Genomic DNA, 22,203 nt, shown 5'->3' on the forward strand with positions numbered 1-22,203 from the left:
TTTATTATGCCTGACGGGTTACGATGACCCGCAGACTGTCCAAACGCCAGCCGGCGTTTTCCATTTCGGTTAAAATCCGCATGCGCTGCTGTTCCAGCGCGTCAATTTCCTGCCGGCGGATCGTTTTATTCACCGCCTGCAACGCGACCAGACGGTTTAACTCGGCGCTCAGGCTGTTATCCGCCGCTTGCCGCGCCACAGCAATAACCTGTTGTGCCGGCGCAATAATCTGTTGTTGTGCCGCGGTCAGTAAACGCGTAATCTGCGGACGCAGCATTTTCACCACCTTATTCGCCGTATTTCTGCCCAGCGGTTTAAGCTGTTTTTGCAAAGCGTCGAAGGACACCTGTCCGGCCAAGTCATGGCCTTTCGCATCCAACAACAGGCGGATCGGCGTCGGCGGCAGGAAACGGGTTAATTGTAACCCTTTCGGCGCTTGGGTTTCCACCACAAACAGGGTTTCCAGCAATAAGGTACCCACCGGCAGCGCCTTATTCACCAATAACGCGGCGGCGGTTTTACCGATATCGCCGGAGACAATCAAATCAATGCCGTGACGAATCATCGGGTGATCCCAGCTGAGAAATTCCAGCTCTTCGCGCGCCAGCGCCAGCTGCCGGTCAAAAGTTAGGGTCGCGCCCTCCTCTTTCAGCCCCGGAAAATCAGGGATCAGCATGGTGCCGCTCGGGCGAACCACTAGGGTGTTTTCTCCCGCCTCTTCCTGCTCCAGCCCGATAATATCAAATAAATTCAGGGCAAATTCCGTCAGCTGCGGGCTGCCGTCCTGTGCCGCAATATCAGCGGCCAGCTGTGCCGCCGCCTCGCCGCCGTTGGAATTCAGCTCCAGCAAACGATCACGCCCGTTTTCCAGCGTCTGTTTCAGCTGCTGCCGTTGCGCCCGGGTTTGCCGGATAAATGCCTCGAAGCCGTCAAGTGCGGTGGGATTTTGTAGAAAACTGCGCAATTTTTCACCGCACTTTGCAAACAACGCCGCGCCCATCGGACAGGTTTCTTCAAACGCATTCAGCCCCTGATGATACCACTGCGCCAATAAATGCGACGGGTCGTCCTGAAAGCAGGGAACATAAATCTGCACGGCCTGCCGTTGCCCGATGCGATCCAGCCGGCCGATACATTGTTCCAGTAAATCCGGGTTATCCGGCAGATTGAACAACACCAAACGGCTGGCAAACTGAAAATTACGCCCTTCGGCGCCGATAGCGGAGCTGAGCAACACCTGCGCGCCGTTTTCCTGCTGAGCAAAATACGCCGCCGCCCGATCGCGTTCCACAATCGACATCTTGTCGTGAAACAGTGCAGCGCGAATGCCCTCTTTTTCCCGCAGCGCGCGTTCCAGCTGCACGGCGGTTTCCGCCTGCCGGCAAATCAGCAGGATTTTTTCCGTGCGGTGACGTTGCAGAAAACTTATCAGCCAGTCCACCCGCGGGTCGAAATCCCACCATGCCGCTTGCGGCTGCATGGAGCCGAACATCCGCTCCGGATAAAACAAATCCGCCGCTTCAAGTCCACCAAGCGAGGTCAACACCTTAATGGCATTTTGATACTGCGGCGGCATAGCCAGTGTAATCTGATGATAAATGCGCTGCGGAAAACCTTTTACGCCCTGCCGGGTATTGCGGAACAGCAGCCTGCCGGTGCCGTGGCGGTCAATCAGATTGGCGATCAGTTCCTGACGGGCGGCATTGCGCTGCGTCTGCTCAGCCTGCGAATTAATGATTTTCAGCAACGGTTCAATATCCTGTTCCGATAATAATTCGCTCAAATGATTCTGCTGCGCCTGCTCCAAAGGCTGATCCGCCAGCAGGCTCTGCACGGCTTCCGCCACCGGCCGATACTGTTGCTGCTCCTGCAAAAAGGCGGCGTAATCATAAAAACGCTCTGGATCAAGCAGGCGCAAACGGGCGAAATGGCTTTCCTGCCCCAGCTGTTCCGGCGTGGCGGTCAGCAGCAAGACAGCCGGAATACATTGCGCCAGCCGCTCCACCAGCTGATAAGCCGGACTTGCCGCCTGCGGCGACCATTGCAAATGATGCGCTTCGTCCACAATCAGCAGATCGAACTCCGTTTCCGATAACTGCACGGCGCGTTTCGGCTGTGCCGTCAGCCAATCCAGCGAACAGATAATCAGATTGTCACTGTGAAACGGATTGACCGCCGCCTGTTCCGCCGTACCGTCAAAATCGGCGCAGCGTTGTTCGTCAAACAGCGCAAAGGGTAAATTAAACCGGCGCCGCATTTCCACCAGCCATTGATGTTGCAGATTTTCCGGAACCAGAATCAGCACCCGCTCCGCTTTTTCCGCCAGCAGTTGCTGCTGTAAAATCATCCCCGCTTCAATGGTTTTACCCAATCCCACTTCATCGGCCAGCAACACGCGCGGGGTTATGCGCTCACCCGCTTCTCTGGCGATATGCAGCTGGTGCGGAATTAACGCTGCCCGCGCACCGCGCAGGCCACGCAGCGGCGATTGATATTGCGCCTGCTGATGACACCATGCGCGGTAGCGGAGCGCAAAATGAGCGCTGCGATCAATCTGCGCGGCAAACAGGCGTTCCTGCGGTTTGCTGAAGGTTATCCGCTGCGCCAGCTCAATTTCGCCGACCGCACATTGCTGTCCGTTATCCGCGCGCCGCACCAGATAAAACAACACATGATTACGTTCCTCGGCCTGCAACACTTCCGCCTGCCAGCCCTCCGCGTGGGTCAGGAAATCGCCGGGCTGATACTGCACGCGCAATAAAGGCGCGTTTGCCGCCGCATAGATCCGGGTTTCATCCGCCGCCGGAAAAAACAAGGTCACGGTTCGCTTGTCGATGTCAGTGACGATTCCCAGACCAAGATTATTTTCACTTTCGCTGATCCAGCGCTGCCCCGCCGCAAAGGATGTCATGCTCTGTTTACTCTCTTTGATTATTAAAAAACGGTCGGCTATTTTAGCGGGGTTAGGGCTAAAAAGAAATGAAAATATATATTACAATTACGGCTTAAAGCATAACATTGACTCTCAAAATGTAGCTATCGCTTGACATGCTTAAAGTGCGGTGCAAAAATCAAACGGATTTTTCCTTTTCGTCAACAGGAGCAACACGCATGAACCTCTCGCAAAGCCTAAAAAATGAATTTCTCGGTGGCTGGAAACCTTTTGAAGTTATCTGGCTTTTTATCTTTTTGGCCGCACAGATTATCGCTTATGTGCTGGATCCGGTTTCGCTGCTGGAAGTGATTGCCGGTATTTCCGGCATTCTGTGCGTGGTGTTCGTCGGTAAAGGCAAAATCAGCAATTATTTGTTCGGTCTGATTTTTGCTTACAGTTATTTTTATGTGTCTTTAGACAACAAATTCTACGGCGAAATGACCACCGCATTATATGTGTATATTCCGGCGCAGTTTATCGGCTACTTTTTGTGGAAGGAAAACATGCGCAACGGTACCGACAACGCGGAAACCGTGATCGCTAAATTTCTGTCGCTGAAAGGCTGGCTGACGTTGATCGGTGCCGTGGTTATCGGCTCGCTGGCCTTTATTGCCATTTTAAAAACAACCGACGGCAACTCCATCGGTCTGGACGGCGTAACCACAGTGCTGGTGATTGCGGCGCAGTTACTGATGATTCTGCGTTACAGCGAACAATGGTTGCTGTGGATTGTGATCAACGTGTTATCCATCGTGCTGTGGGCGGAAACTCCGGCAATGTATCTGATGTACGGCGCTTATCTGCTTAACTCGCTGTACGGTTATTATAACTGGTCGAAACTGGCCAAAACCCGCCCTGTCGCCACGCCGTAAACATGAGGAGATAAAAAAGCCCGGATAATTTCCGGGCTTTCTTTTGCTCTGTGCGAAAACAATTAGTCGCCGAGACGTTCTTTGATACGAGCGGATTTACCTGAACGTTCACGCAAGTAGTAAAGTTTCGCTTTACGCACCGCACCTTTACGTTTTACCGCAATGCTGTCCACAACCGGCGAGTGAGTCTGGAACACACGTTCAACGCCGACGCCGTTAGAGACTTTACGCAATGTAAACGCACTGTGCAGACCGCGGTTACGAATTGCGATAACCACGCCTTCGAATGCCTGCAGACGACGTTTGCTGCCTTCAACTACCCAGACTTTCACTTCTAACGTATCACCCGGGCGGAAGCTCGGTACGTTTTGTTTCAACTGTTCTTGTTCAAGTTGTTTAATGATGTTACTCATTGTCTTAATCCTTCTAAAATCCTAGAGTTAACTGATGTTGCTGTGTTCAGATTTAATCTGATGCAACAGCGTTTTCTGTTCGTCAGTCAGAGCTAGGCTTTCCAATAGCTCAGGGCGTCGTAACCACGTCCGCGCAAGGGATTGTTTTAATCGCCATTGGCGGATCTGTTCGTGGTTTCCCGACATCAGCACGGGCGGCACGGTTAACCCGTCCAGCATTTCCGGACGCGTATAATGCGGGCAGTCCAGCAAACCGTCGGCAAAGGAATCTTCCTGTGCGGAAGCCTGTTTGCCCAACACTCCGGGGATAAAGCGGGCGACGGCGTCAATCAACGTCATCGCCGGCAATTCGCCGCCGGTCAGAACGTAATCCCCAACCGACCATTCCTCATCAATTTCGGTCTGAATCAGCCGTTCGTCAATGCCTTCGTAACGTCCGCAAACCAAGATTAATTTCTCGTTTTTGGCCAGCTCCGTTACGCCGGATTGTTCGAGTTTACGTCCCTGCGGCGAAAGATAAATCACCTTCACCCCCTCTCCTGCCGCCGCTTTTGCCGCCCGGATCGCATCACGCAATGGCTGCACCATCATCAGCATTCCCGGCCCGCCGCCGTAAGGGCGGTCGTCCACGGTTTTGTGTTTGTCAACGGTGAAATCGCGCGGATTCCAGCATTGCACCTGCAAGAGATTGTGTTTAACGGCCCGTCCCGTTACCCCGTATTCCGTCACAGCTTTAAACATTTCGGGGAAAAGACTAATAATCCCGATCCACATCTGCATCACCTTTTTGGGTCAAAATGTTACCGCCAAAGCCCAACGGCATACCTGAGGTTAGAAACCAGCGTCCCAATCCACCTCAATAGTCTTGGTGGTGAGATCCACTCTTTTAACTACTTGTTCATACAAGAACGGAATTAAACGTTCTTGTTTACCGAAAGCATCTTTAGCACCGGCGCGCACCACCAAAACATCATTGGAACCAGTCTCCATCATTTCGGCCACCGTGCCCATCGCATAGCCCTGCAGATTGACCACCTGACAACCGATTAAATCGTGCCAGTAATAATCGCCCTCCGCCAGCGCCGGAAATACGCTCAAATCCACTCCGATTTCCACATTGGCGAGGATTTGCGCCGCTTCCCGATCATTCACATGCTTTAATTTCACGATAAGCTCGTGATTATGATGTTTCCAGCTTTCCAGTTCGGCCGGCTGCCACTGGCCTTTAATATTTAAAAACCAAGGCTGATAATCAAAAATACTTTCGGCTTGTTCTGTGGATGAATAAACACGCAACCAACCGCGAATTCCGTAGGTTGAACCCAGTTTGCCGACCACTTCGATTCTCTGCTGTGTCATGTTATTCACCGATAAACTTAAAAATCCGCAATTAGGCGGCTTTTTGCACTTCTTTTACCAAAGACGCAACGCGATCGGATAAAGACGCGCCTTTTTCAACCCAAGCGTTCACACGTTCCAGATTGATGCGGACACGTTCCGCTTTACCGGTTGCCAACGGGTTGAAGAAACCGATGCGCTCAATAAAACGACCGTCACGCGGGCAACGGCTGTCAGCAACAACGATTTGATAAAATGGGCGTTTTTTAGCTCCGCCACGAGATAAACGAATGGTTACCATAACCTTCCTCTAAATGTTTAATACGAAAAGAAAACCCACCTCGAAGGTGTGGGAATGCTTACTTTTTTCTCTGTATATATAGACAAAAAGCCTGAGGATCATACTCTTTTTTGCCGAAAAAGCAAGGTAAAAGTCGGTTTTCGCGCCCCCGCGCTGTAAAGTGCGGTCGGATTTGATAGAATATCGCATTCGATCTCACCAAGAGCCATATTTATGCAGAAATTACTTGCGATCCGTAACGATAAACTGGGCGATTTTGTGCTGGCCTTTCCGGCGCTCGCCGCCCTCAAACGCTCGGCGCCGGAGATGGAAATCACCGCGCTGGTGCCCGCTTATACCGCACCGCTGGCGCAAATCTGTCCCTATATTGATAACATCATTATCGATGCCGGGGATAAAAACGACCGCGCCGAATTCCGTCGGGTGCTCAATGAAATCAAGGCGCAGCGCTTTGACGCGGTGATAAGCTTCGTCTCCGACTGGTATAACGCCAGACTGACCTGGCAAAGCGGTATCAAATACCGTTTGGCGCCCGCCACTAAACTCTTTCAGTTTTTATATAACCGGCGTTTAACCCAGCGCCGTTCCCGATCGGCCAAACCGGAGTTTGAATACAACCGCGATCTGGCGCGCCGTTTTTTGCAGGATCACCACATACCGCTGCGCGAACCTCAACCGCCGTATCTAACCTTTGCGCAAAGTGCGGTGCAAAATCAGCAAGAAAAATTGCGCCGCACACTGGGGATCGGCGGCGATAAGAAATGGCTGTTCGTACACAGCGGTTCCGGCGGCTCGGCCAATAATCTGTCGCCGGCGCAATATGCGCAGCTGATCAACGGGCTGCTGCAAGCGTTTGATTGCTATGTGATCTTAACGGCGGGGCCGAACGAAAGCGAAAAAGCCCGCGCGCTGGCACGGGCGGTCAATCACCCGAATGTGGCGGTGTACGATAAAAACGACGGGCTGGTGGATTTTGCCCGTTCGCTGGCCTGCGCCGATCTGTTTATTGCCGGCTCCACCGGCCCGCTGCATGTCAGCGGAGCGCTGAATATTCCCACCATCGGCTTCTACCCGAGCCGCCGTTCGGCACTTCCGCTGCGCTGGCAGCCGATTAACCGGCCCGATCGGCATCTGGCGTTCTGCCCGCCGCCGGAAAAACAGTTTCAGACGGATTTAACCGTGATCAATATCGCCCGCGCGCTGGAAACGATCATTCCTTTCGTACGCGAACAATGGCGCTAACGTAAAGTGCGGTGAAAATTTGTGAGATTTTTCACCGCACTTTTACCCGCCCTGTGAATGCGCTACCGATCTTTGGTTCTCACCCATAAATCCGCGTATTTCACAAAGGTGGAATGGGTGGACAGCAACGCGAGCAAAAAGCCTGGTTTGCCGTCCAGAAAACCGGCTTTCAGAATGTACATTTTCACAAAACAGCCGAGTGCATGCGCCACGCCTTGCAGCAGCGTGCCTTTTTTGCCGGTGGCGGCTTTCTGCTGCGCCCAGGCGGCGGCATAGCCGGCGGATTTCACCAGATAATGCTGCACATCTTTATAGGTGTAATGATACAAATCGCCGTTTAATTTTTTCACCTGCGCGCCGGCGGGATAATGCACGCGTTCGTGCACCAGTTCGTCGCCGTAGCGGGCAAAATCGGTTTTATACAGGCGCACCACATAATCGGGATACCAGCCGGAATGGCGGATTTGCCGGCCGAACACTTCGCTCAGGCGGCCGATCTGATACACCGTATTGTCTGCGTTTTCCGCCACCGCCTGCAAAACAGAACGGCGCAGCGGCTCGCTGACCCGTTCATCGGCATCCAGCCATAACACATAATCGCTGCTGACATAACGCTGCGCGCGCTGCCGCTGTTTGCCAAATCCCGGCCAGTCGGCATGGCGATAAAATTTCGCACCGTAACGCAAGGCAATGGCTTCGGTATCATCCGTGCTGCCGGCATCCACAATCACAATCTCGTCAACCCAGTCTTTCACGCTGTCCAAACACAGGGCGAGATCCTGCTGTTCGTTTTTCACAATCATCGCGACACTTATCGTCGGCATAATTTATCCTTTATGGTCAGGCGGTTATCAAACGGCACCATTCTAACCGATTCGCCGCGCTGAAGAAAGTCGGCGCAAACGCACCGCACTTTCTTCCGCTCGTTATCCGCCCGCGCTGCGATCGCTGCGGTGACAGCGCACAATCACGGACAGGGTCAGCTGCATCAGCCAGCCGATAGAAAAGGCAAACAGCAAGGTGCCGAGACCGACCGTGCCGCCGAGCAGAAAACCGAGCAGGCAAACGCTCACTTCAATGACGGTGCGCACAACGCCGACTTTCCAGTGAAAACGGTGACACAATCCGACCATCAGCCCATCGCGCGGCCCGGCGCCCTGATGACAGGTTAAATAAAATGCCGATCCGATCCCAAACAGTAAAATGCCGATCACGGCGTACAGTATGCGCATCAGCAATGGCTGCGGCGGAGTGAGAAACGCCGTCGTCAGCCCCAGCCACAGGGCAATCACCAGCACATTCAGCAAGGTGCCGATGCCCGGTTTCAGTTTCAGCGGAAACCACACCAGCATCACCAGAGCGCTGACGATAAGCGACGCCCAGCCGACACTAAAACCGCCTTGCAGAGAAACGCCCTGCGATAATACCGTCCAAGGGGCGGAACCTAAATTCGATAACAGCAAAAACCCTTCGCCGATACCGATAACACTGAGCGACATCAGCAGTACCGACAACGGCTTCCATTCCAGCGCCCAGAACGCGGTTGCCGTCCACGCAGTTTGCGGCAGAACCCTAAACTTATGTCTCATAATAATATCGTCATTTTTATTGCTTAACGGCAATCATAATGGAAAAAACCGATTCGCCCAACAAGATATTGGCAATAACATATAGCCAAATCATTTAAAAAATCGTTTATATTTCATTCATCGCAATCGCTTGCCTTCACATTTCTTAATATTGGCACAAGATTTTCAGCGAGAAAAAAGATAGAATGGCTTCGCTGTTTTATATCAACGTGTTATTTCAATTTGAGGAATTCGATCATGGACACCCTAATCAGTGTAATCGGTATTTTCGCCCTGCTGGCGATCGCCGTATTACTCTCCACCAATCGCCGCGCCATCAATCTGCGCACCGTATTCGGCGCGTTACTGATTCAAATCGCAATGGGCGCGCTTATTCTTTATGTGCCGGCCGGCCGCAATGTGTTGCTGGGCATGGCCGATGCGATCAGTAAGGTTATCGCCTACGGCAACGAAGGGATCGCCTTCGTCTTCGGCGGGCTGGCCGATACCGAGACCGTCGGCTTTGTGTTTGCCGTGAAAGTGCTGTCAATTATCGTGTTTTTCTCCTCATTGATTTCCCTGCTGTATTATATCGGGGTGATGCAATGGGTGATCAAAATCATCGGCGGCGCATTACAAAAAGCCTTAGGCACCTCCAAAGCGGAATCCATGTCCGCGGCGGCGAATATCTTCGTGGGGCAAACCGAAGCACCGCTGGTGGTCAAACCTTATATCAGCAAAATGACCGAATCGGAATTATTCGCCGTGATGTGCGGCGGGCTGGCGTCGATCGCAGGTTCGGTGATGGCGGGCTATGCCGGCATGGGTGTGCCGTTGCCTTATTTGATCGCCGCCTCCTTTATGGCGGCGCCGGCAGGGTTGTTATTCGCTAAGATTCTGATTCCGCAAACCCAGAAATTCAACGATGATATTGAAAAAGTCGATCTGGAAAAACCGGCCAATATTCTGGATGCCGCCGCAGCCGGGGCATCTTCCGGTATGCAGCTGGCATTAAATGTGGGCGCCATGCTGGTGGCCTTCGTCGCGTTGATCGCGTTGATTAACGGCATGCTGGGCGGTATCGGCGGTTGGTTCGGCATGGCGGATCTGTCCCTCGGTTCGATTTTCGGTTGGGTGTTCAGACCGTTGGCATGGATTATCGGTGTGCCGTGGGAAGAAGCGCAAATTGCCGGCCGCATGATCGGCACCAAACTGGCGATTAACGAATTCGTCGGCTATCTGGAATTCGCCCCTTATCTCGCTGCGGATGCGGCGGTGCAGCTGGGCGATAAAACCAAAGCCATCATTACCTTCGCCCTGTGCGGTTTCGCCAACTTCAGTTCCATCGCCATTTTGATCGGCGGTCTGGGCGGTATGGCGCCGAACCGTCGCGGCGATATCGCCCGTCTCGGCATTAAAGCGGTTATCGCCGGTTCACTGGCCAACTTAATGAGTGCGACGATAGCCGGCTTATTTATCGGATTGAGTGGTGCGGCGCTGTAAAGTGCGGTATGATTTTAACCAGTTTTATTGATGCGACACCACGACATTGTTCGTGGTGTTGTCATTAGAGGGCAACGTAAACGTTTGCTAAAGAGGTGAGTATGAAACGTGTATTTATTATGATGTTAGATTCTTTCGGAATCGGCGCCAGTGACGACGCAGATAAATTCGGCGATCAGGGTTCGGATACGCTGGGTCATATCGCGCAGCAATGCGCGGCGGGAAAAGCGGATAATACCGAACGTCAAGGGCCGCTGCATGTACCGAATCTGGAAAAATTAGGTCTGGGGCTGGCGGCCCAGCAATCCACCGGCCGTCTGCCGGCAGGCTTTGAGCCACAGCCGGCGCTTATCGGCGGTTATGCCTATGCGCAGGAAATTTCTTCCGGTAAAGATACGCCGTCCGGCCACTGGGAAATCGCCGGCGTGCCGGTGTTGTTCAACTGGGGATATTTTCCGCAGCATGAAAACAGTTTCCCGCAGGAATTATTGGATCGCATCGTGCAGAAATCCGGCATTCCGGGTTATCTCGGCAATTGCCATTCGTCGGGCACCGTCATTCTGGATAAACTCGGCGAAGAACATATGCAAAGCGGCAAACCGATTTTCTACACTTCCGCCGATTCCGTGTTCCAGATCGCCTGCCACGAAGAAACCTACGGGCTGGAAAAACTGTATGAATTATGTCAGATCGTCCGCGAAGAACTGGCGGATTATAATATCGGCCGCGTGATCGCCCGTCCGTTCGTCGGCGCCAAGGCCGGCGAATTCAGCCGCACCGGCAACCGTAAAGACTACGCGGTCGAGCCGCCGTCCAAAACCGTGCTGCAAAAACTGGTGGAAGAAAAACACGGCGAAGTGGTGTCTATCGGTAAAATCGCCGATATTTACGCCCATACCGGCATCACCCAGAAAGTCAAAGCCACCGGCATTGCCGAATTGTTTGATAAAACGCTGGTTGAAGTCAAAAGAGCGGGTGAAAATACCATTGTTTTCACCAACTTTGTTAATTTCGACTCCGATTACGGTCATCGCCGCGATGTGGCGGGTTATGCCGCCGCGCTGGAATATTTTGATCAGCGCCTGCCGCAACTGCTTGAGCTGGTCACCGATGACGATATTGTGATTTTCACCGCCGATCACGGCTGCGACCCGACCTGGCAGGGCAGCGATCATACGCGCGAACACATTCCGGTGCTGATTTACGGTGCGCGCGTGCCGAAAAGCTTCCTCGGCAAACGCCAGACCTTTGCCGATATCGGCCAGACCATCGCGCAGTATTTCGGTTTATCCGCCATGGATTACGGCACTGCTATCATTGATTTCAATTAAGAGGACAATATCATGACTCCACATATTAACGCGCCGGCCGGCGCATTCGCCGACGTGGTCTTAATGCCGGGCGATCCGCTGCGGGCGAAATATATCGCCGAAACCTTCCTGCAGGATGCGCAGGAAGTCACCAACGTACGCAATATGCTCGGTTACACCGGCAGTTATAAAGGCCGCCGCATTTCCGTCATGGGGCACGGCATGGGCATTCCTTCCTGCTCCATTTATGCCAAAGAATTGATCACCGAATACGGCGTGAAAAAAATTATCCGTGTCGGCTCCTGCGGCGCGGTACGCCATGATGTCAAAGTCCGCGACGTGGTGATCGGTATGGGCGCCTGTACCGATTCCAAAGTCAACCGTATCCGTTTTAAAGATAACGACTTTGCCGCCATCGCCGATTTCGGCATGACCCAAGCCGCAGTACAGGCCGCAAAAAACAAAGGTGTGGCGGTACGGGTGGGCAACCTGTTCTCCGCCGATTTATTCTATACGCCGGATGTGGAAATGTTCGACGTTATGGAAAAATACGGCATTTTAGGGGTGGAAATGGAAGCCGCCGGCATTTATGCCGTGGCCGCGGAATTCGGCGCCAAAGCGCTGGCCATCTGTACCGTGTCCGATCATATCCGTACGCATGAACAAACCAGCGCCGAAGAGCGCCAGCTGACCTTCAACGAGATGATCGACATTGCGCTGGAAAGCGTATTACTTGATGATCAGGCATAATCTCTGCCGCTCAGGGTGCCGACGCACCCTGAGTTTTCACGCCACAATGTTATCCGCCGGCGAACGCCCGGCTACAACCGCGCCGGCAAACCTGCTATAATCCGGCCAATTTTAATCAAGTCATCGATAGTTATGACCCCATCCAAACATTTCGCAGCGCGCATACGTTATATGCTGCATAAAAAACTGCGCCAAACCCATCGGATTTCCCGCAAAACGATAGAATTCGCCTGTCTGCTGCTCGGCGCGACACTGGTGGCGCTGTTTTCCCTCGGTTTCGCCAAACTGGCGGATCTGGGGCTGGAATGGAATGCACAGTGGACGGCAAAATACCCGCTCGCCGTCTGGCTGGTGCTGCCGCTCGGTTTGGCATTGCTCGCCTGGTTCACCCCGAAATTCACGCCCTATGTGGCCGGCAGCGGCATTCCGCAGGTTATCGCCTCTTTAAGCCTGCCGCACGGCGCCAACAAAAGCAGGCTGCTTGCTTTCGGTCAAACCCTGTGGAAAATTCCGCTTACCTTTCTGGCTATGCTGTTCGGTGCGTCGGTAGGCCGCGAAGGCCCGTCCGTGCAGGTGGGCGCCGCCGTCATGCTGGCGTGGGGCAATTTTTGCCGTAAACACGGTGTCGCCTTTAACGGTCTGAGCGCCAACGAGCTGATGGCGACCGGTGCCGCCGGCGGACTGGCCGCCGCCTTTAACGCACCGCTGGCGGGCGTCGTATTTGCGATCGAAGAGCTGGGACGCGGAGTGATGCTGCGCTGGGAGCGACGCGTATTACTCGGCGTGCTGGCGGCGGGGTTTATTCTGGTGGCATTACAGGGCAACAACCCTTATTTCCCGCAATATCAGGGGGAAAACGAGGTGCCGCATATGTTTATGTGGATTCTGCTATGCGGGCTGGTATGCGGCGTTTGCGGCGGCATTTTCGCCCGCTTGCTGGCAAAAGGCGCCGCCGGTCTGGCGCCGGGCAGACTCCGCGGCTGGATACGCCGCCATCCGATCACAATGGCGCTGATTTTGGGTCTGCTGCTCGCCGCCTTAGGTACCTACAGCAACGGACAAACTTACGGCACCGGCTATCATGTAGTGGCCAATGCGCTGGACGGTCAGGCCACGCGCGCCGATATCGGTATCGATAAACTGCTTGCCACCGTCGCCACCTACTGGACCGGAATCGCCGGCGGCATTTTCACCCCATCGCTGACCGTCGGCGCCGGTATCGGCGCACAAATCTGGTCGCTGAGCGGCGGCGCGGTGGATCAGCGCCTGCTGGTGTTGCTGTGCATGGCGGCCTTTCTGGCGGGCGCCACGCAATCGCCGGTCACCGCCAGCGTGATCGTGATGGAAATGACCGGTTGTCAGCCGGTATTGTTCTGGCTGTTGATTTGCTGTTTAATCGCCTCTATCATTTCACGCCAGTTTAACCCGAAACCTTTTTATCATTTTGCGGCCGGGCGTTTCCGCCAACGGGTGCAGGAAGAAACGAAACAAGAAGCCAAAAATTCATGAAACTGACCGAAAATCCACCGCACTTTTACCGCGCGCGTTTTTCCGTTGCGCCGATGCTTGACTGGACGACGCGCCATTGCCGTTATTTTCACCGCCGCTTCAGCCGGCACGCCCTGCTTTATAGCGAAATGGTGACCACCGGCGCCATTTTACACGCCAGCTATGATCATCTGGCGTTCGACCCGCAGGAAAATCCCGTCGCACTGCAACTCGGCGGCAGCGATCCGCAACAATTGCGCCGCTGTGCCGAGCTTGCCCAGCAACGCGGGTATCAGGAAATCAATCTGAATGTCGGCTGTCCGTCCGATCGGGTGCAAAACGGCATGTTCGGCGCCTGTTTAATGGCGCATGCGGATTTAGTGGCGGAATGCGTCGGGCAAATGCAGCATGCGGTGGACATTCCGGTAACGGTCAAAACCCGCATCGGCATAGACGATTCGGACAGCTATGATTTTCTTTGTGATTTTATTCACCGCGTACAGCAAGCCGGCTGCCGGGAATTTATCATCCATGCGCGCAAGGCCTGGCTGTCCGGCTTAAGCCCGAAAGAAAACCGCGAAATTCCGCCGCTGGATTACGAACGGGTTTATCAACTGAAACGCGATTTTCCGCAGCTGATGATCAGCATCAACGGCGGAATCAAAACCCTGGCGGAGATACAAACCCACCTGCAATATGTGGACGGCGTGATGGTGGGACGTGAGGCTTATCAGAATCCTGCGCTGTTGGGGTATGTGGATCGCGCCTTATTTGACGCCCAAAGCCCGGTAATCACCCCGCGCGAAGCGGTGGAAAGCATGTTCCCTTATATCGAACAGCAGCTCAGTCAGGGCGTTTATCTGAACCATATTACCCGCCATATGCTCGGCGCCTTCCAGCATTGTAAGGGCGCACGCCAATGGCGCCGTTATCTAAGCGAAAACGCCCACAAAGCGGGCGCCGGCATTGAGGTGCTGACCACCGCACTGCAATTTGTGGACACCGAATAAGCAAAAAGTGCGGTAAAAAATACCGCACTTTTTGCTTTCACATATCGCTTACTGCGATTACAGAATATTATCGAATTCCTGCATCACCGACTTCGGCCATACGCTGGATTGCACTTCGCCGATATGCTTTTTATGCAGCAGCAACATCGCCAAGCGGGATTGCCCGATACCGCCACCGATGGAAAGCGGTAAGCGCCCGTTGATCAAATCCTGATGCCAGTCGAATTTCAGACGGTCTTCGTCGTGAGTCAGCGCCAACTGTTTACGCAACGCGGTTTCATCCACCCGAATCCCCATGGAAGAAATTTCAAACGCCCGCTGCAAAGTCGGATTCCATACCAGAATATCGCCGTTCAGGCCTTTATAATCGCCTTCGGAGACCGTAGTCCAGTCGTCATAATCCGGCGCACGCATATCGTGCGGTTTGCCGTCGGACAACTTACCGCCGATACCGATTAAAAACACCGCGCCGTATTCCCGGCAGATTGCGTTTTCCCGTTCTTTATCGTTCATGCCCGGAAAACGTTGCACCAGCTCTTCGCTGTGCACAAAGGTGATGTCTTGCGGTAAGAATTTTTTCAGACCGAATTTTTTGCTCACCGCCTCTTCGGTTTCCACAATCGCCTGATAAATGGCGCGCACGGTTTCTTTCAGATACGCCAGATTACGCCGACCCGCCGGAATCACCTTTTCCCAGTCCCACTGATCTACATACACGGAATGGGTTTGATCCAGACTGTCTTCGTCCGGGCGCAGCGCTTTCATATGCACAAACAGCCCCTCGTTTTCGGCAAAGCCGAAACGCGCCAGCGTGTGACGTTTCCATTTCGCCAGAGAATGCACCACCTCGAAAGTGGCATCTGTGATCTGTTTCACATTTACTTGAACTGCTTTCTCAATACCCGAAAGATTATCTTGAATACCATTGCCCACTTGGCTTAGGATAGGACCTTGAACTTCAACAAGCCCCAAATGTTCTGAAAGTTTATCGGTGAAGGTATTTTTAGCGAAACTGATTTCTTGTTGTTGTAAAATAAATGACTTTTTCATTGTTATAATAGACCTTATCTGTCTGTTGCCGATTTCGGTTACATATTATTTAATAAAGGCAGGGCAGAACTCAATACTTAAACGTAAAAACAACAGAACCGCTATATTTTTTATAAAAAACAGTCGATATTTTGAAATAAATTTAATTCAGGACCAGATATGTACAATATTGATAGCTTAGATCAACAAATTTTACGCGTTTTAATCAAAGACGCACGCACGCCTTATGCCGAAATGGCAAAAAACTTCGGCGTCAGCCCCGGAACCATCCATGTGCGGGTGGAAAAAATGCGCCAGTCGGGCATTATTCAGGGCACCAAAATTCGGATTGATGAGCGTAAACTGGGTTACGATGTGTGCTGTTTTATCGGTATTATTCTGAAAAGCGCCAAGGATTACGACAAGGTAATCCAAAAATTAGAAGGCTTTGATGAAGTGGTGGAAGCCTATTACACCACAGGCAACTATTCCATTTTTATCAAAGTGATGACCCATACCATCGCGGAATTGCATGCTGTACTGGCAACCAAGATTCAATTGATTGACGAAATTCAATCGACGGAAACGCTGATTTCCATGCAGAATCCGATTCTGCGTGATATAAAACCCTAACCATAAATACAACAATAAGGAAAATTTTATGTCTGATGTATTTCATCTCGGCCTGACTAAGGCCATGTTAGAAGGGGCCGAACTGGCCATTGTGCCCGGCGCACCGGAACGGGTGGAACGTATCGCCCGCCTGCTGGATAAGCCGAAATTTTTAGTTTCCACCCGGGAATTCACCTCCTGGCTCGGTTACATCAACAATAAAGCCGTTGTGGTCTGTTCCACCGGCATCGGCGGCCCGTCGGTGTCTATTGCGGTGGAAGAACTGGCGCAGCTCGGCGTGCGCACGTTCCTGCGCATCGGCACCACCGGCGCCATTCAACCGCATATTAATGTCGGCGATATTCTGGTTACCACCGGCGCGGTACGCTTAGACGGCGCCAGCCGCCATTTCGCACCGCTGGAATATCCGGCCGTGGCGGATTTCGCCTGTACCGCCGCGCTGCACAAAGCCGCCAGCGAAGATCCGAGCGTAAACGTACATGTAGGCATTACCGCCTCCTCTGATACCTTCTATCCGGGGCAGGAACGCTACGATACTTACAGCGGTAAAGTCTGGCGTCATTATCAGGGTTCGTTAAAACAATGGCAGGAGCTGAACGTGATGAATTACGAAATGGAAAGCGCCACCCTGTTTACCATGTGTTCCGCACTGGGCTTGCGCGGCGGTATGATCTCCGGCGCCATCGTCAACCGAACCCAGCAGGAAATCCCGAATGAGGAAACCATTCATCAAACCGAGAAAAAAGCCATCGAAATCGGCGTAAAAGCCGCCGCGTTATTACTCTGACGCGAAAGTTAAACAAAAAAGTGCGGTGAATTTTTTACTGAAATTCACCGCACTTTTATTTATTCACCGCCTCTTACTGCTGCTGCGCATGTTTTTTCAAAATCGCATAGATTTCATCTTTTAAGCGTAGTTTTTCCTTTTTCAGATTTTCCACTTGTTCACGCGTGGCAAATTCAAGCTTTGCGTCGATATTCTGTACTTTTTGATTCAGTTCATTATGCTTATCGAATAAACGGGAAAAATGGTAATCCTCGGCTTTGAGTTTGGTAATTAAATCACGAAATTCCGGAAACATAAGAAGCTCCTACAATAAGAAAGAACCGTATAACGGATGTTATACGGCTCTATCTTATCTAAACTGCGCCATGATGACTGTGGCTGAGATCACAAAAACTCAATTTAGCCCCTGTTCGCGACGTATTTTCGTCAGCAACGCGTCGCAGCATTTATCCAATAATTCATAGGTTTGCTGGAAATTGCCGCTGTACCAAGGGTCAGGAATATGATCAACGCCGAGATCGGGGCAAAGGCTTGTGATCTGAAACAGTTTGTCGCTGTGCCGGCCGAACAGCGCTTCCAGATCACGCAGATTTTCATGATCCATGGCGATAATATAATCGAAATCCTGCCAGTCTTCCGACCGCACTTTACGGCTGACAAAGCCTGCCGCATCAATGTTGTGCAGCTCCAGCATATCCGCTGTGCCGCAGTGCATGCCCTGGCCGTCGTGCCAGCCGGCGGTGCCGGCGCTGTCGGTCGTGATGTATGCCTGCAAACCGGCGCGTTTTATCTTTTCGCGCATCAGATATTGCGCCATCGGGGAACGGCAAATATTGCCCAGACAGACAAAAAGAAGTTTAACTTGTGACATGGGTTACTCCGCTAAAAAATCCCCGTGCGGGGATTTTGTATGTTGCGTTTTGCAGCTAAAAAACTGTCGTTTTTTGCACCGCACTTTGGCGCCCTAAACCGGCTGCGGCGCAGGCATATGATTGGCCTGCATCCAGTCCTGTAGTTTGGTGCGGAACACTTCGCCCATCGGGCTCGGATCCCCGCTGAACAGGGTGTTCAGTCCGTTGTTTTCGATAATATAACGGCGCAGCTGCAGGCGTTCCGCGTGATTTTCCGCCAGCCGAATCGCCCGTTCCACATAATCGTCCACCGTTTCGGCGATTAGCCATTCCGGCAGGCCCAGCCGTTTGAACAGGCCTTCATCAATATGTTCATGCACTTCCGGCCCGGTTTTACACACGCCCACCAGCCCCAATGTGACCATATCGATAATGCCGTTGGTGTTGCCGAACGGGAACGGGTTGACCATCATATCGCAATTGTGCAGCACCGCCAGATATTGCTGATACGGCGAATGCGGGTGCGCGGTGGCGCTGTCGCCCAGATAACTGCGAATAAAACGCGCCACATAAGGATGCGTAATTCCGCTGGATTGACCGAGCGCAAAATGGAAATGCACTTTCACTTTTGCCCGATCGCGAATGGCTTTCAGCGCCTCCAGAAAATACGGATTCAGTTTCATTGTGGTGGAGGCGATGCCGATATTCACTACGTCGGGATTTTCGCGTAAACGATAATCCACATTGCTTGGCGCCAGCGCGGACGGTACATAAGGCAGGGCGTCTTTCGGCAGGCGCAGCAAGGTTTCGCTGAAACACTGCTCGGCGCCCACATAATCGTCCTCGACGATGACATACTCGATAAATTCCGAATGGGTGGTCGCCGGGTGTCCCAGCGCAATAGCCTGAATCGGCGCCAGACGGGTATTGCTGGCGAAAATGGTATTTAAATCCATACCGATGCTCGGCATATAAAAAACCGCGGCCTGATACTTTTCACACAGCGCTTTAATGCTGCTCAGTTTGTCAAAAATATTATTGCCTTCAAGCAGATGGAATTCATCAAACACATCCCGGCCGGCCTGATCCACCGCTTCGCCGCCCAGACCGATCAAATAAAAATGTTTGCGCGCCGCCACCATGGAGGTGGAATGCGTGCGGTAAATGGAATGGGCGGAATGAAAATGTTCCAACAACACCACCATCACCGGTTTGCCATCACGATGCCCGATGTGGGTAATGGTGCGATCCTGCCAGCCGTTTTCCAGCAAATGCCGGCGAATTACCTGATTCAACGCTTGTTTTACCGCATGTTTATTCGCTGCAATATCATAGCTGCAATGCATATAAACATCGTGAGAAATGCTGCTCGGAATATGATTGAGGTTTTTAATCTGCGCCAGTTTGTCCGGGAACCACTGCAAAATCGCCGAACGCTTATTAAACGCCGCCGGCGTGCCGATAAAACGTGGTGACTGCAAGGCAAAGCACAGCGAAGCGCAAATTTCCGGATCCGCATTCCAAATAGCATCCAGATTTAACGAGACATTGGATTCCGGCAGATACAGAATGCAGAATTTAATCAATGCGGCTTTGGTCGGCGCGATATGAATATCGTTCGGATCAGCGGCATTTTCATTTTTATTATATGTACGCAGCACATGATCGGCATTAATATAAGGCGAGGTGGCAAAGATCAACGCAATCCAGCGTTGAAAACCGAAAAAGCGCTGCGCACCGGAATCGGAAATTTCCAGTTTGGGATCGGCAAATAACGTGCTGATCGCCACCGCCATGCGGGTACAGAAATAGACGGACTTATCCTGCTCCAAATGCGTAATCTGTTGCGGAAGATCAATGTCAATGCCCTGAAGAGCGCCGAAATTGCCGTCTATCTTGCCTAAAATATCCAATAATTCGACGCAGGCGGCTTCATAATGCTTGTTTTCTACCGCCTGCTCGAAGCGTTGCACGCTGGGTTGTTTGGTTTCTTCTGACATAAGCTGTTCCTTAAAATTAGCAATGACCCCACAAATCGTATTCATCGGCGTCGGTAATGGTAACGGCAATAATCTGGCCGACACGGATCGCCTGATTGGATTGATTATCGACATAAACCAGCCCGTCGATTTCCGGCGCATCCGCCATCGAACGGCCGACAATTCCCTGCTCGCCGATATCATCCACCATAACGGCCAAGGTTTTACCGATTTTCTGCTGTAAACGCTGCGCCGAAATCTGTTGCTGCAGCTGCATAAAACGGTGGAAACGCTCTTCCTTCACCACTTCCGGTACCTGATCCGGCATATCCGTCGCCACCGCGCCGTCCACCGGACTGAATTTAAAACACCCTACCCGATCCAGTTGCGCCTCGCGCAGAAAATCCAGCAGCTGCTGAAAATCTTCTTCCGTCTCGCCCGGAAAACCGACAATAAAGGTGGAGCGCAAGGTCAATTCAGGGCAAATGGCACGCCATTGTTTAATCCGCTCCAGCGTCCGCTCGGTTGAGCCCGGGCGTCTCATCGCCTTTAAAATCTTCGGACTGGCATGCTGCAACGGCATATCCAGATAAGGCAGAATTTTCCCCTGCGCCATCAGTGGGATTAACTCATCCACATGAGGATAAGGATACACATAATGCAGGCGCACCCAAATGCCCAAGGAGGCAAGCTGTTCGCACAGGCTGAGCAGCGTGTTTTTAATCGGTTTACCGTTCCAGAATACGGTTTTGCTGCGGCTTTCTTTGCCCTGATCCAAACTGTACGCCGAGGTATCCTGCGACACCACCAGCAATTCCTGCACCCCGGAATCCGCCAGCCGTTTTGCTTCATCCAGCACCTGCGTAATCGGACGACTGTCCAGATCGCCGCGCAAAGACGGGATAATACAAAACGTGCAACGGTGATCGCAGCCTTCCGAAATCTTCAGGTAGGCATAATGTTTAGGGGTTAATTTCACGCCCTGCGCCGGCACAAGATTAAGGTAAGGATTATATGCCGGCTTCGGCACATACTTATGCACCTGCGCCATTACCGCCTCATAACTGTGCGGCCCGGTCACTTCCAGCACTTTCGGATGCACTTCACGAATACGGTCTTCCTTCGCGCCCAGACAACCGGTGACAATCACTCGCCCGTTTTCTTCCAGCGCCTCGCCGATGGCCTCCAGCGATTCCTGCACCGCGCTGTCGATAAAACCGCAGGTGTTGACAATCACCAAATCCGCGTTTTCATAGCTCGGAATAATGTTATATCCGTCGCTGCGCAGCTGCGTTAAAATCCGCTCCGAATCCACTAAATTTTTCGGACAACCTAAACTGACAAAACCAATATTCGGGGTTAAACTCATAAAAAATCTCGATAATCACTTAAACGCTTAATTGTACAGAATTCATCAATAAAAGGCGATAAATACACTGCAAACCAATGTAAAGATTCGGCGCAAAAAAAGACCGCACTTTCAGCGCGCCGAAAGTGCGGTAGGATTTTTCACCGTTTTCACTTAGTGCTTACAGCCGCCCTTGCCGCCGCAGCAACCTTCATGGGCATGATGATGTTCATGATGATCGTGGTGATGCCCGTGATGATGACCGCCGCAACCGCAGCCGTGTCCTTCTTCATCGCTGTCATGATGATGACCGCCGCAGCACCCGCCTTCCTGATGAATATGACCGTGCGCAATTTCTTCCAACGTAGCTTCACGGGTCGCCACCACTTCAACGCTGAACAGCAATTCCTGCCCGGCCAGCATATGATTGCCGTCCACCACCACTTCGTTTTCACCCACTTCGGTGATCACCACCGGCAGCGGGCCCACATCGGTATCGGCGATAAAACGCATGCCGACCACCAGCTCGTCCACACCGACAAACACTTCTTTCGGCACGCGCTGAACCATATTTTCATTATATTCGCCGTAGCCTTCCTGCGGTTTGACCCGCACTTCGAATTTATCGCCGACGGATTTTCCTTCCAGCGCATTTTCAAGGCCGATAACTAAATTATGATGCCCCTGTAAATATTCCAAAGGCTGATTTGCCGGCGCTTCATCGACTAACACGCCGTCTTCGGTACGAACCTGATAAGCGATACTCACAACCACATTTTTTGCAACTTTCATCCATTACCTCAATTTGGTTTAAAAAAACACGTTCATTGTATAGGAAATATCACA

The 22,203-nt window shown here is 52.3% G+C and carries 22 protein-coding genes; 9 read left to right on the top strand and 13 right to left on the bottom strand.

Annotation, left to right across the window (positions count from 1 at the left end):
- Positions 1–4 precede the first annotated feature (4 nt).
- On the bottom strand, positions 5–2,911 hold the full coding sequence (gene rapA, locus ACESOH_RS11215) for an RNA polymerase-associated protein RapA (RefSeq protein WP_373101232.1): 2,907 nt from the start codon (positions 2,909–2,911) through the stop codon (positions 5–7).
- 200 nt (positions 2,912–3,111) lie between these two features.
- Between rapA and pnuC the strand changes: the two genes are divergently transcribed.
- On the top strand, positions 3,112–3,807 hold the full coding sequence (pnuC, locus tag ACESOH_RS11220) for a nicotinamide riboside transporter PnuC (RefSeq protein WP_032093484.1): 696 nt from the start codon (positions 3,112–3,114) through the stop codon (positions 3,805–3,807).
- Positions 3,808–3,869: 62 nt separating this feature from the next.
- On the opposite strand, the gene rplS is transcribed toward pnuC, so the two are convergent.
- The 4 genes from rplS to rpsP are packed head-to-tail and all read right to left on the bottom strand — an operon-like array spanning position 3,870 to position 5,859.
- The gene (gene rplS / locus ACESOH_RS11225; RefSeq protein ID WP_032093485.1) at positions 3,870–4,220 is read right to left on the bottom strand and encodes a 50S ribosomal protein L19; all 351 of its coding nucleotides are present in this window, start codon (positions 4,218–4,220) and stop codon (positions 3,870–3,872) included.
- 27 nt (positions 4,221–4,247) lie between these two features.
- Positions 4,248–4,994, bottom strand: a complete 747-nt coding sequence (gene trmD, locus ACESOH_RS11230) for a tRNA (guanosine(37)-N1)-methyltransferase TrmD (protein ID WP_032093486.1) — start codon at positions 4,992–4,994, stop codon at positions 4,248–4,250.
- A gap of 57 nt (positions 4,995–5,051) precedes the next feature.
- Positions 5,052–5,579: a ribosome maturation factor RimM gene (gene rimM / locus ACESOH_RS11235; RefSeq protein WP_032093487.1), complete on the bottom strand. Its 528-nt coding sequence runs from the start codon at positions 5,577–5,579 to the stop codon at positions 5,052–5,054.
- A gap of 31 nt (positions 5,580–5,610) precedes the next feature.
- Positions 5,611–5,859: a 30S ribosomal protein S16 gene (gene rpsP / locus ACESOH_RS11240; protein WP_032093488.1), complete on the bottom strand. Its 249-nt coding sequence runs from the start codon at positions 5,857–5,859 to the stop codon at positions 5,611–5,613.
- Between the two features lie 213 nt (positions 5,860–6,072).
- On the opposite strand from rpsP, the gene ACESOH_RS11245 reads away from it, so the two are divergent.
- On the top strand, positions 6,073–7,101 hold the full coding sequence (locus tag ACESOH_RS11245; RefSeq protein WP_373101233.1) for a glycosyltransferase family 9 protein: 1,029 nt from the start codon (positions 6,073–6,075) through the stop codon (positions 7,099–7,101).
- A gap of 62 nt (positions 7,102–7,163) precedes the next feature.
- On the opposite strand, the gene ACESOH_RS11250 is transcribed toward ACESOH_RS11245, so the two are convergent.
- A complete protein-coding gene (locus ACESOH_RS11250) occupies positions 7,164–7,925 on the bottom strand; it encodes a glycosyltransferase family 2 protein (protein WP_373101234.1) in 762 nt (253 codons plus the stop codon).
- Between the two features lie 102 nt (positions 7,926–8,027).
- A complete protein-coding gene (gene yczE, locus ACESOH_RS11255; protein WP_373101235.1) occupies positions 8,028–8,690 on the bottom strand; it encodes a membrane protein YczE in 663 nt (220 codons plus the stop codon).
- Between the two features lie 237 nt (positions 8,691–8,927).
- Between yczE and ACESOH_RS11260 the strand changes: the two genes are divergently transcribed.
- The 5 genes from ACESOH_RS11260 to dusA all read left to right on the top strand — a co-directional run bounded on the left by ACESOH_RS11260 (position 8,928) and on the right by dusA (position 14,730).
- Positions 8,928–10,172, top strand: coding sequence for a NupC/NupG family nucleoside CNT transporter (locus tag ACESOH_RS11260; protein WP_032093492.1), 1,245 nt, complete (start codon positions 8,928–8,930; stop codon positions 10,170–10,172).
- 101 nt (positions 10,173–10,273) lie between these two features.
- Positions 10,274–11,503, top strand: a complete 1,230-nt coding sequence (locus tag ACESOH_RS11265) for a phosphopentomutase (protein WP_373101236.1) — start codon at positions 10,274–10,276, stop codon at positions 11,501–11,503.
- A gap of 12 nt (positions 11,504–11,515) precedes the next feature.
- On the top strand, positions 11,516–12,232 hold the full coding sequence (deoD, locus tag ACESOH_RS11270; RefSeq protein WP_032093494.1) for a purine-nucleoside phosphorylase: 717 nt from the start codon (positions 11,516–11,518) through the stop codon (positions 12,230–12,232).
- 132 nt (positions 12,233–12,364) lie between these two features.
- Complete coding sequence (locus ACESOH_RS11275) at positions 12,365–13,741, top strand: chloride channel protein (protein ID WP_373101237.1); 1,377 nt, start codon at positions 12,365–12,367, stop codon at positions 13,739–13,741.
- A 2-nt stretch (positions 13,742–13,743) separates the two neighbouring features.
- Positions 13,744–14,730 (top strand): tRNA dihydrouridine(20/20a) synthase DusA, encoded by a 987-nt coding sequence (gene dusA, locus ACESOH_RS11280; protein WP_373101247.1) that lies wholly within the window; start codon positions 13,744–13,746, stop codon positions 14,728–14,730.
- A gap of 57 nt (positions 14,731–14,787) precedes the next feature.
- Here the strand turns inward: dusA and asnA are convergent, their stop codons facing one another.
- Positions 14,788–15,780, bottom strand: a complete 993-nt coding sequence (gene asnA, locus ACESOH_RS11285) for an aspartate--ammonia ligase (RefSeq protein ID WP_373101238.1) — start codon at positions 15,778–15,780, stop codon at positions 14,788–14,790.
- Between the two features lie 159 nt (positions 15,781–15,939).
- Between asnA and asnC the strand changes: the two genes are divergently transcribed.
- Both asnC and udp read left to right on the top strand, forming a co-directional pair.
- Complete coding sequence (asnC, locus tag ACESOH_RS11290; protein WP_032093497.1) at positions 15,940–16,392, top strand: transcriptional regulator AsnC; 453 nt, start codon at positions 15,940–15,942, stop codon at positions 16,390–16,392.
- Between the two features lie 28 nt (positions 16,393–16,420).
- Entirely contained in the window at positions 16,421–17,179 is a 759-nt protein-coding gene (udp, locus tag ACESOH_RS11295) for a uridine phosphorylase (protein ID WP_032093498.1), read from the top strand.
- A 73-nt stretch (positions 17,180–17,252) separates the two neighbouring features.
- Here the strand turns inward: udp and ACESOH_RS11300 are convergent, their stop codons facing one another.
- From ACESOH_RS11300 to slyD, 5 genes are all read right to left on the bottom strand, one after another.
- Positions 17,253–17,474, bottom strand: coding sequence for an HP1242/YdcH family protein (locus ACESOH_RS11300; RefSeq protein WP_373101239.1), 222 nt, complete (start codon positions 17,472–17,474; stop codon positions 17,253–17,255).
- Between the two features lie 99 nt (positions 17,475–17,573).
- Positions 17,574–18,050 carry a low molecular weight protein-tyrosine-phosphatase gene (locus ACESOH_RS11305; protein ID WP_373101240.1) on the bottom strand — a complete coding sequence of 159 codons (477 nt, stop codon included), beginning with the start codon at positions 18,048–18,050 and terminating at the stop codon, positions 17,574–17,576.
- 93 nt (positions 18,051–18,143) lie between these two features.
- Positions 18,144–20,030 (bottom strand): UDP-glucose:protein N-beta-glucosyltransferase, encoded by a 1,887-nt coding sequence (locus ACESOH_RS11310; protein WP_051977456.1) that lies wholly within the window; start codon positions 20,028–20,030, stop codon positions 18,144–18,146.
- A 16-nt stretch (positions 20,031–20,046) separates the two neighbouring features.
- A complete protein-coding gene (gene rimO, locus ACESOH_RS11315; RefSeq protein WP_373101241.1) occupies positions 20,047–21,378 on the bottom strand; it encodes a 30S ribosomal protein S12 methylthiotransferase RimO in 1,332 nt (443 codons plus the stop codon).
- Positions 21,379–21,531: 153 nt separating this feature from the next.
- Positions 21,532–22,149 (bottom strand): peptidylprolyl isomerase, encoded by a 618-nt coding sequence (slyD, locus tag ACESOH_RS11320; RefSeq protein ID WP_373101242.1) that lies wholly within the window; start codon positions 22,147–22,149, stop codon positions 21,532–21,534.
- Positions 22,150–22,203: the final 54 nt, after the last annotated feature.

The sequence above is a fragment of the Necropsobacter rosorum genome (genome assembly GCF_964241405.1).
GTDB classification, from domain to species: domain Bacteria; phylum Pseudomonadota; class Gammaproteobacteria; order Enterobacterales; family Pasteurellaceae; genus Necropsobacter; species Necropsobacter rosorum.

Coding starts and splice junctions, on each gene's coding strand:
- rapA (WP_373101232.1), bottom strand. CDS start 2,911: ATGACATCCTTTGCGGCGGGGCAGCGCTGGATCAGCGAAAGTGAAAAT.
- pnuC (WP_032093484.1), top strand. CDS start 3,112: ATGAACCTCTCGCAAAGCCTAAAAAATGAATTTCTCGGTGGCTGGAAA.
- rplS (WP_032093485.1), bottom strand. CDS start 4,220: ATGAGTAACATCATTAAACAACTTGAACAAGAACAGTTGAAACAAAAC.
- trmD (WP_032093486.1), bottom strand. CDS start 4,994: ATGTGGATCGGGATTATTAGTCTTTTCCCCGAAATGTTTAAAGCTGTG.
- rimM (WP_032093487.1), bottom strand. CDS start 5,579: ATGACACAGCAGAGAATCGAAGTGGTCGGCAAACTGGGTTCAACCTAC.
- rpsP (WP_032093488.1), bottom strand. CDS start 5,859: ATGGTAACCATTCGTTTATCTCGTGGCGGAGCTAAAAAACGCCCATTT.
- ACESOH_RS11245 (WP_373101233.1), top strand. CDS start 6,073: ATGCAGAAATTACTTGCGATCCGTAACGATAAACTGGGCGATTTTGTG.
- ACESOH_RS11250 (WP_373101234.1), bottom strand. CDS start 7,925: ATGCCGACGATAAGTGTCGCGATGATTGTGAAAAACGAACAGCAGGAT.
- yczE (WP_373101235.1), bottom strand. CDS start 8,690: ATGAGACATAAGTTTAGGGTTCTGCCGCAAACTGCGTGGACGGCAACC.
- ACESOH_RS11260 (WP_032093492.1), top strand. CDS start 8,928: ATGGACACCCTAATCAGTGTAATCGGTATTTTCGCCCTGCTGGCGATC.
- ACESOH_RS11265 (WP_373101236.1), top strand. CDS start 10,274: ATGAAACGTGTATTTATTATGATGTTAGATTCTTTCGGAATCGGCGCC.
- deoD (WP_032093494.1), top strand. CDS start 11,516: ATGACTCCACATATTAACGCGCCGGCCGGCGCATTCGCCGACGTGGTC.
- ACESOH_RS11275 (WP_373101237.1), top strand. CDS start 12,365: ATGACCCCATCCAAACATTTCGCAGCGCGCATACGTTATATGCTGCAT.
- asnA (WP_373101238.1), bottom strand. CDS start 15,780: ATGAAAAAGTCATTTATTTTACAACAACAAGAAATCAGTTTCGCTAAA.
- asnC (WP_032093497.1), top strand. CDS start 15,940: ATGTACAATATTGATAGCTTAGATCAACAAATTTTACGCGTTTTAATC.
- udp (WP_032093498.1), top strand. CDS start 16,421: ATGTCTGATGTATTTCATCTCGGCCTGACTAAGGCCATGTTAGAAGGG.
- ACESOH_RS11300 (WP_373101239.1), bottom strand. CDS start 17,474: ATGTTTCCGGAATTTCGTGATTTAATTACCAAACTCAAAGCCGAGGAT.
- ACESOH_RS11305 (WP_373101240.1), bottom strand. CDS start 18,050: ATGTCACAAGTTAAACTTCTTTTTGTCTGTCTGGGCAATATTTGCCGT.
- ACESOH_RS11310 (WP_051977456.1), bottom strand. CDS start 20,030: ATGTCAGAAGAAACCAAACAACCCAGCGTGCAACGCTTCGAGCAGGCG.
- rimO (WP_373101241.1), bottom strand. CDS start 21,378: ATGAGTTTAACCCCGAATATTGGTTTTGTCAGTTTAGGTTGTCCGAAA.
- slyD (WP_373101242.1), bottom strand. CDS start 22,149: ATGAAAGTTGCAAAAAATGTGGTTGTGAGTATCGCTTATCAGGTTCGT.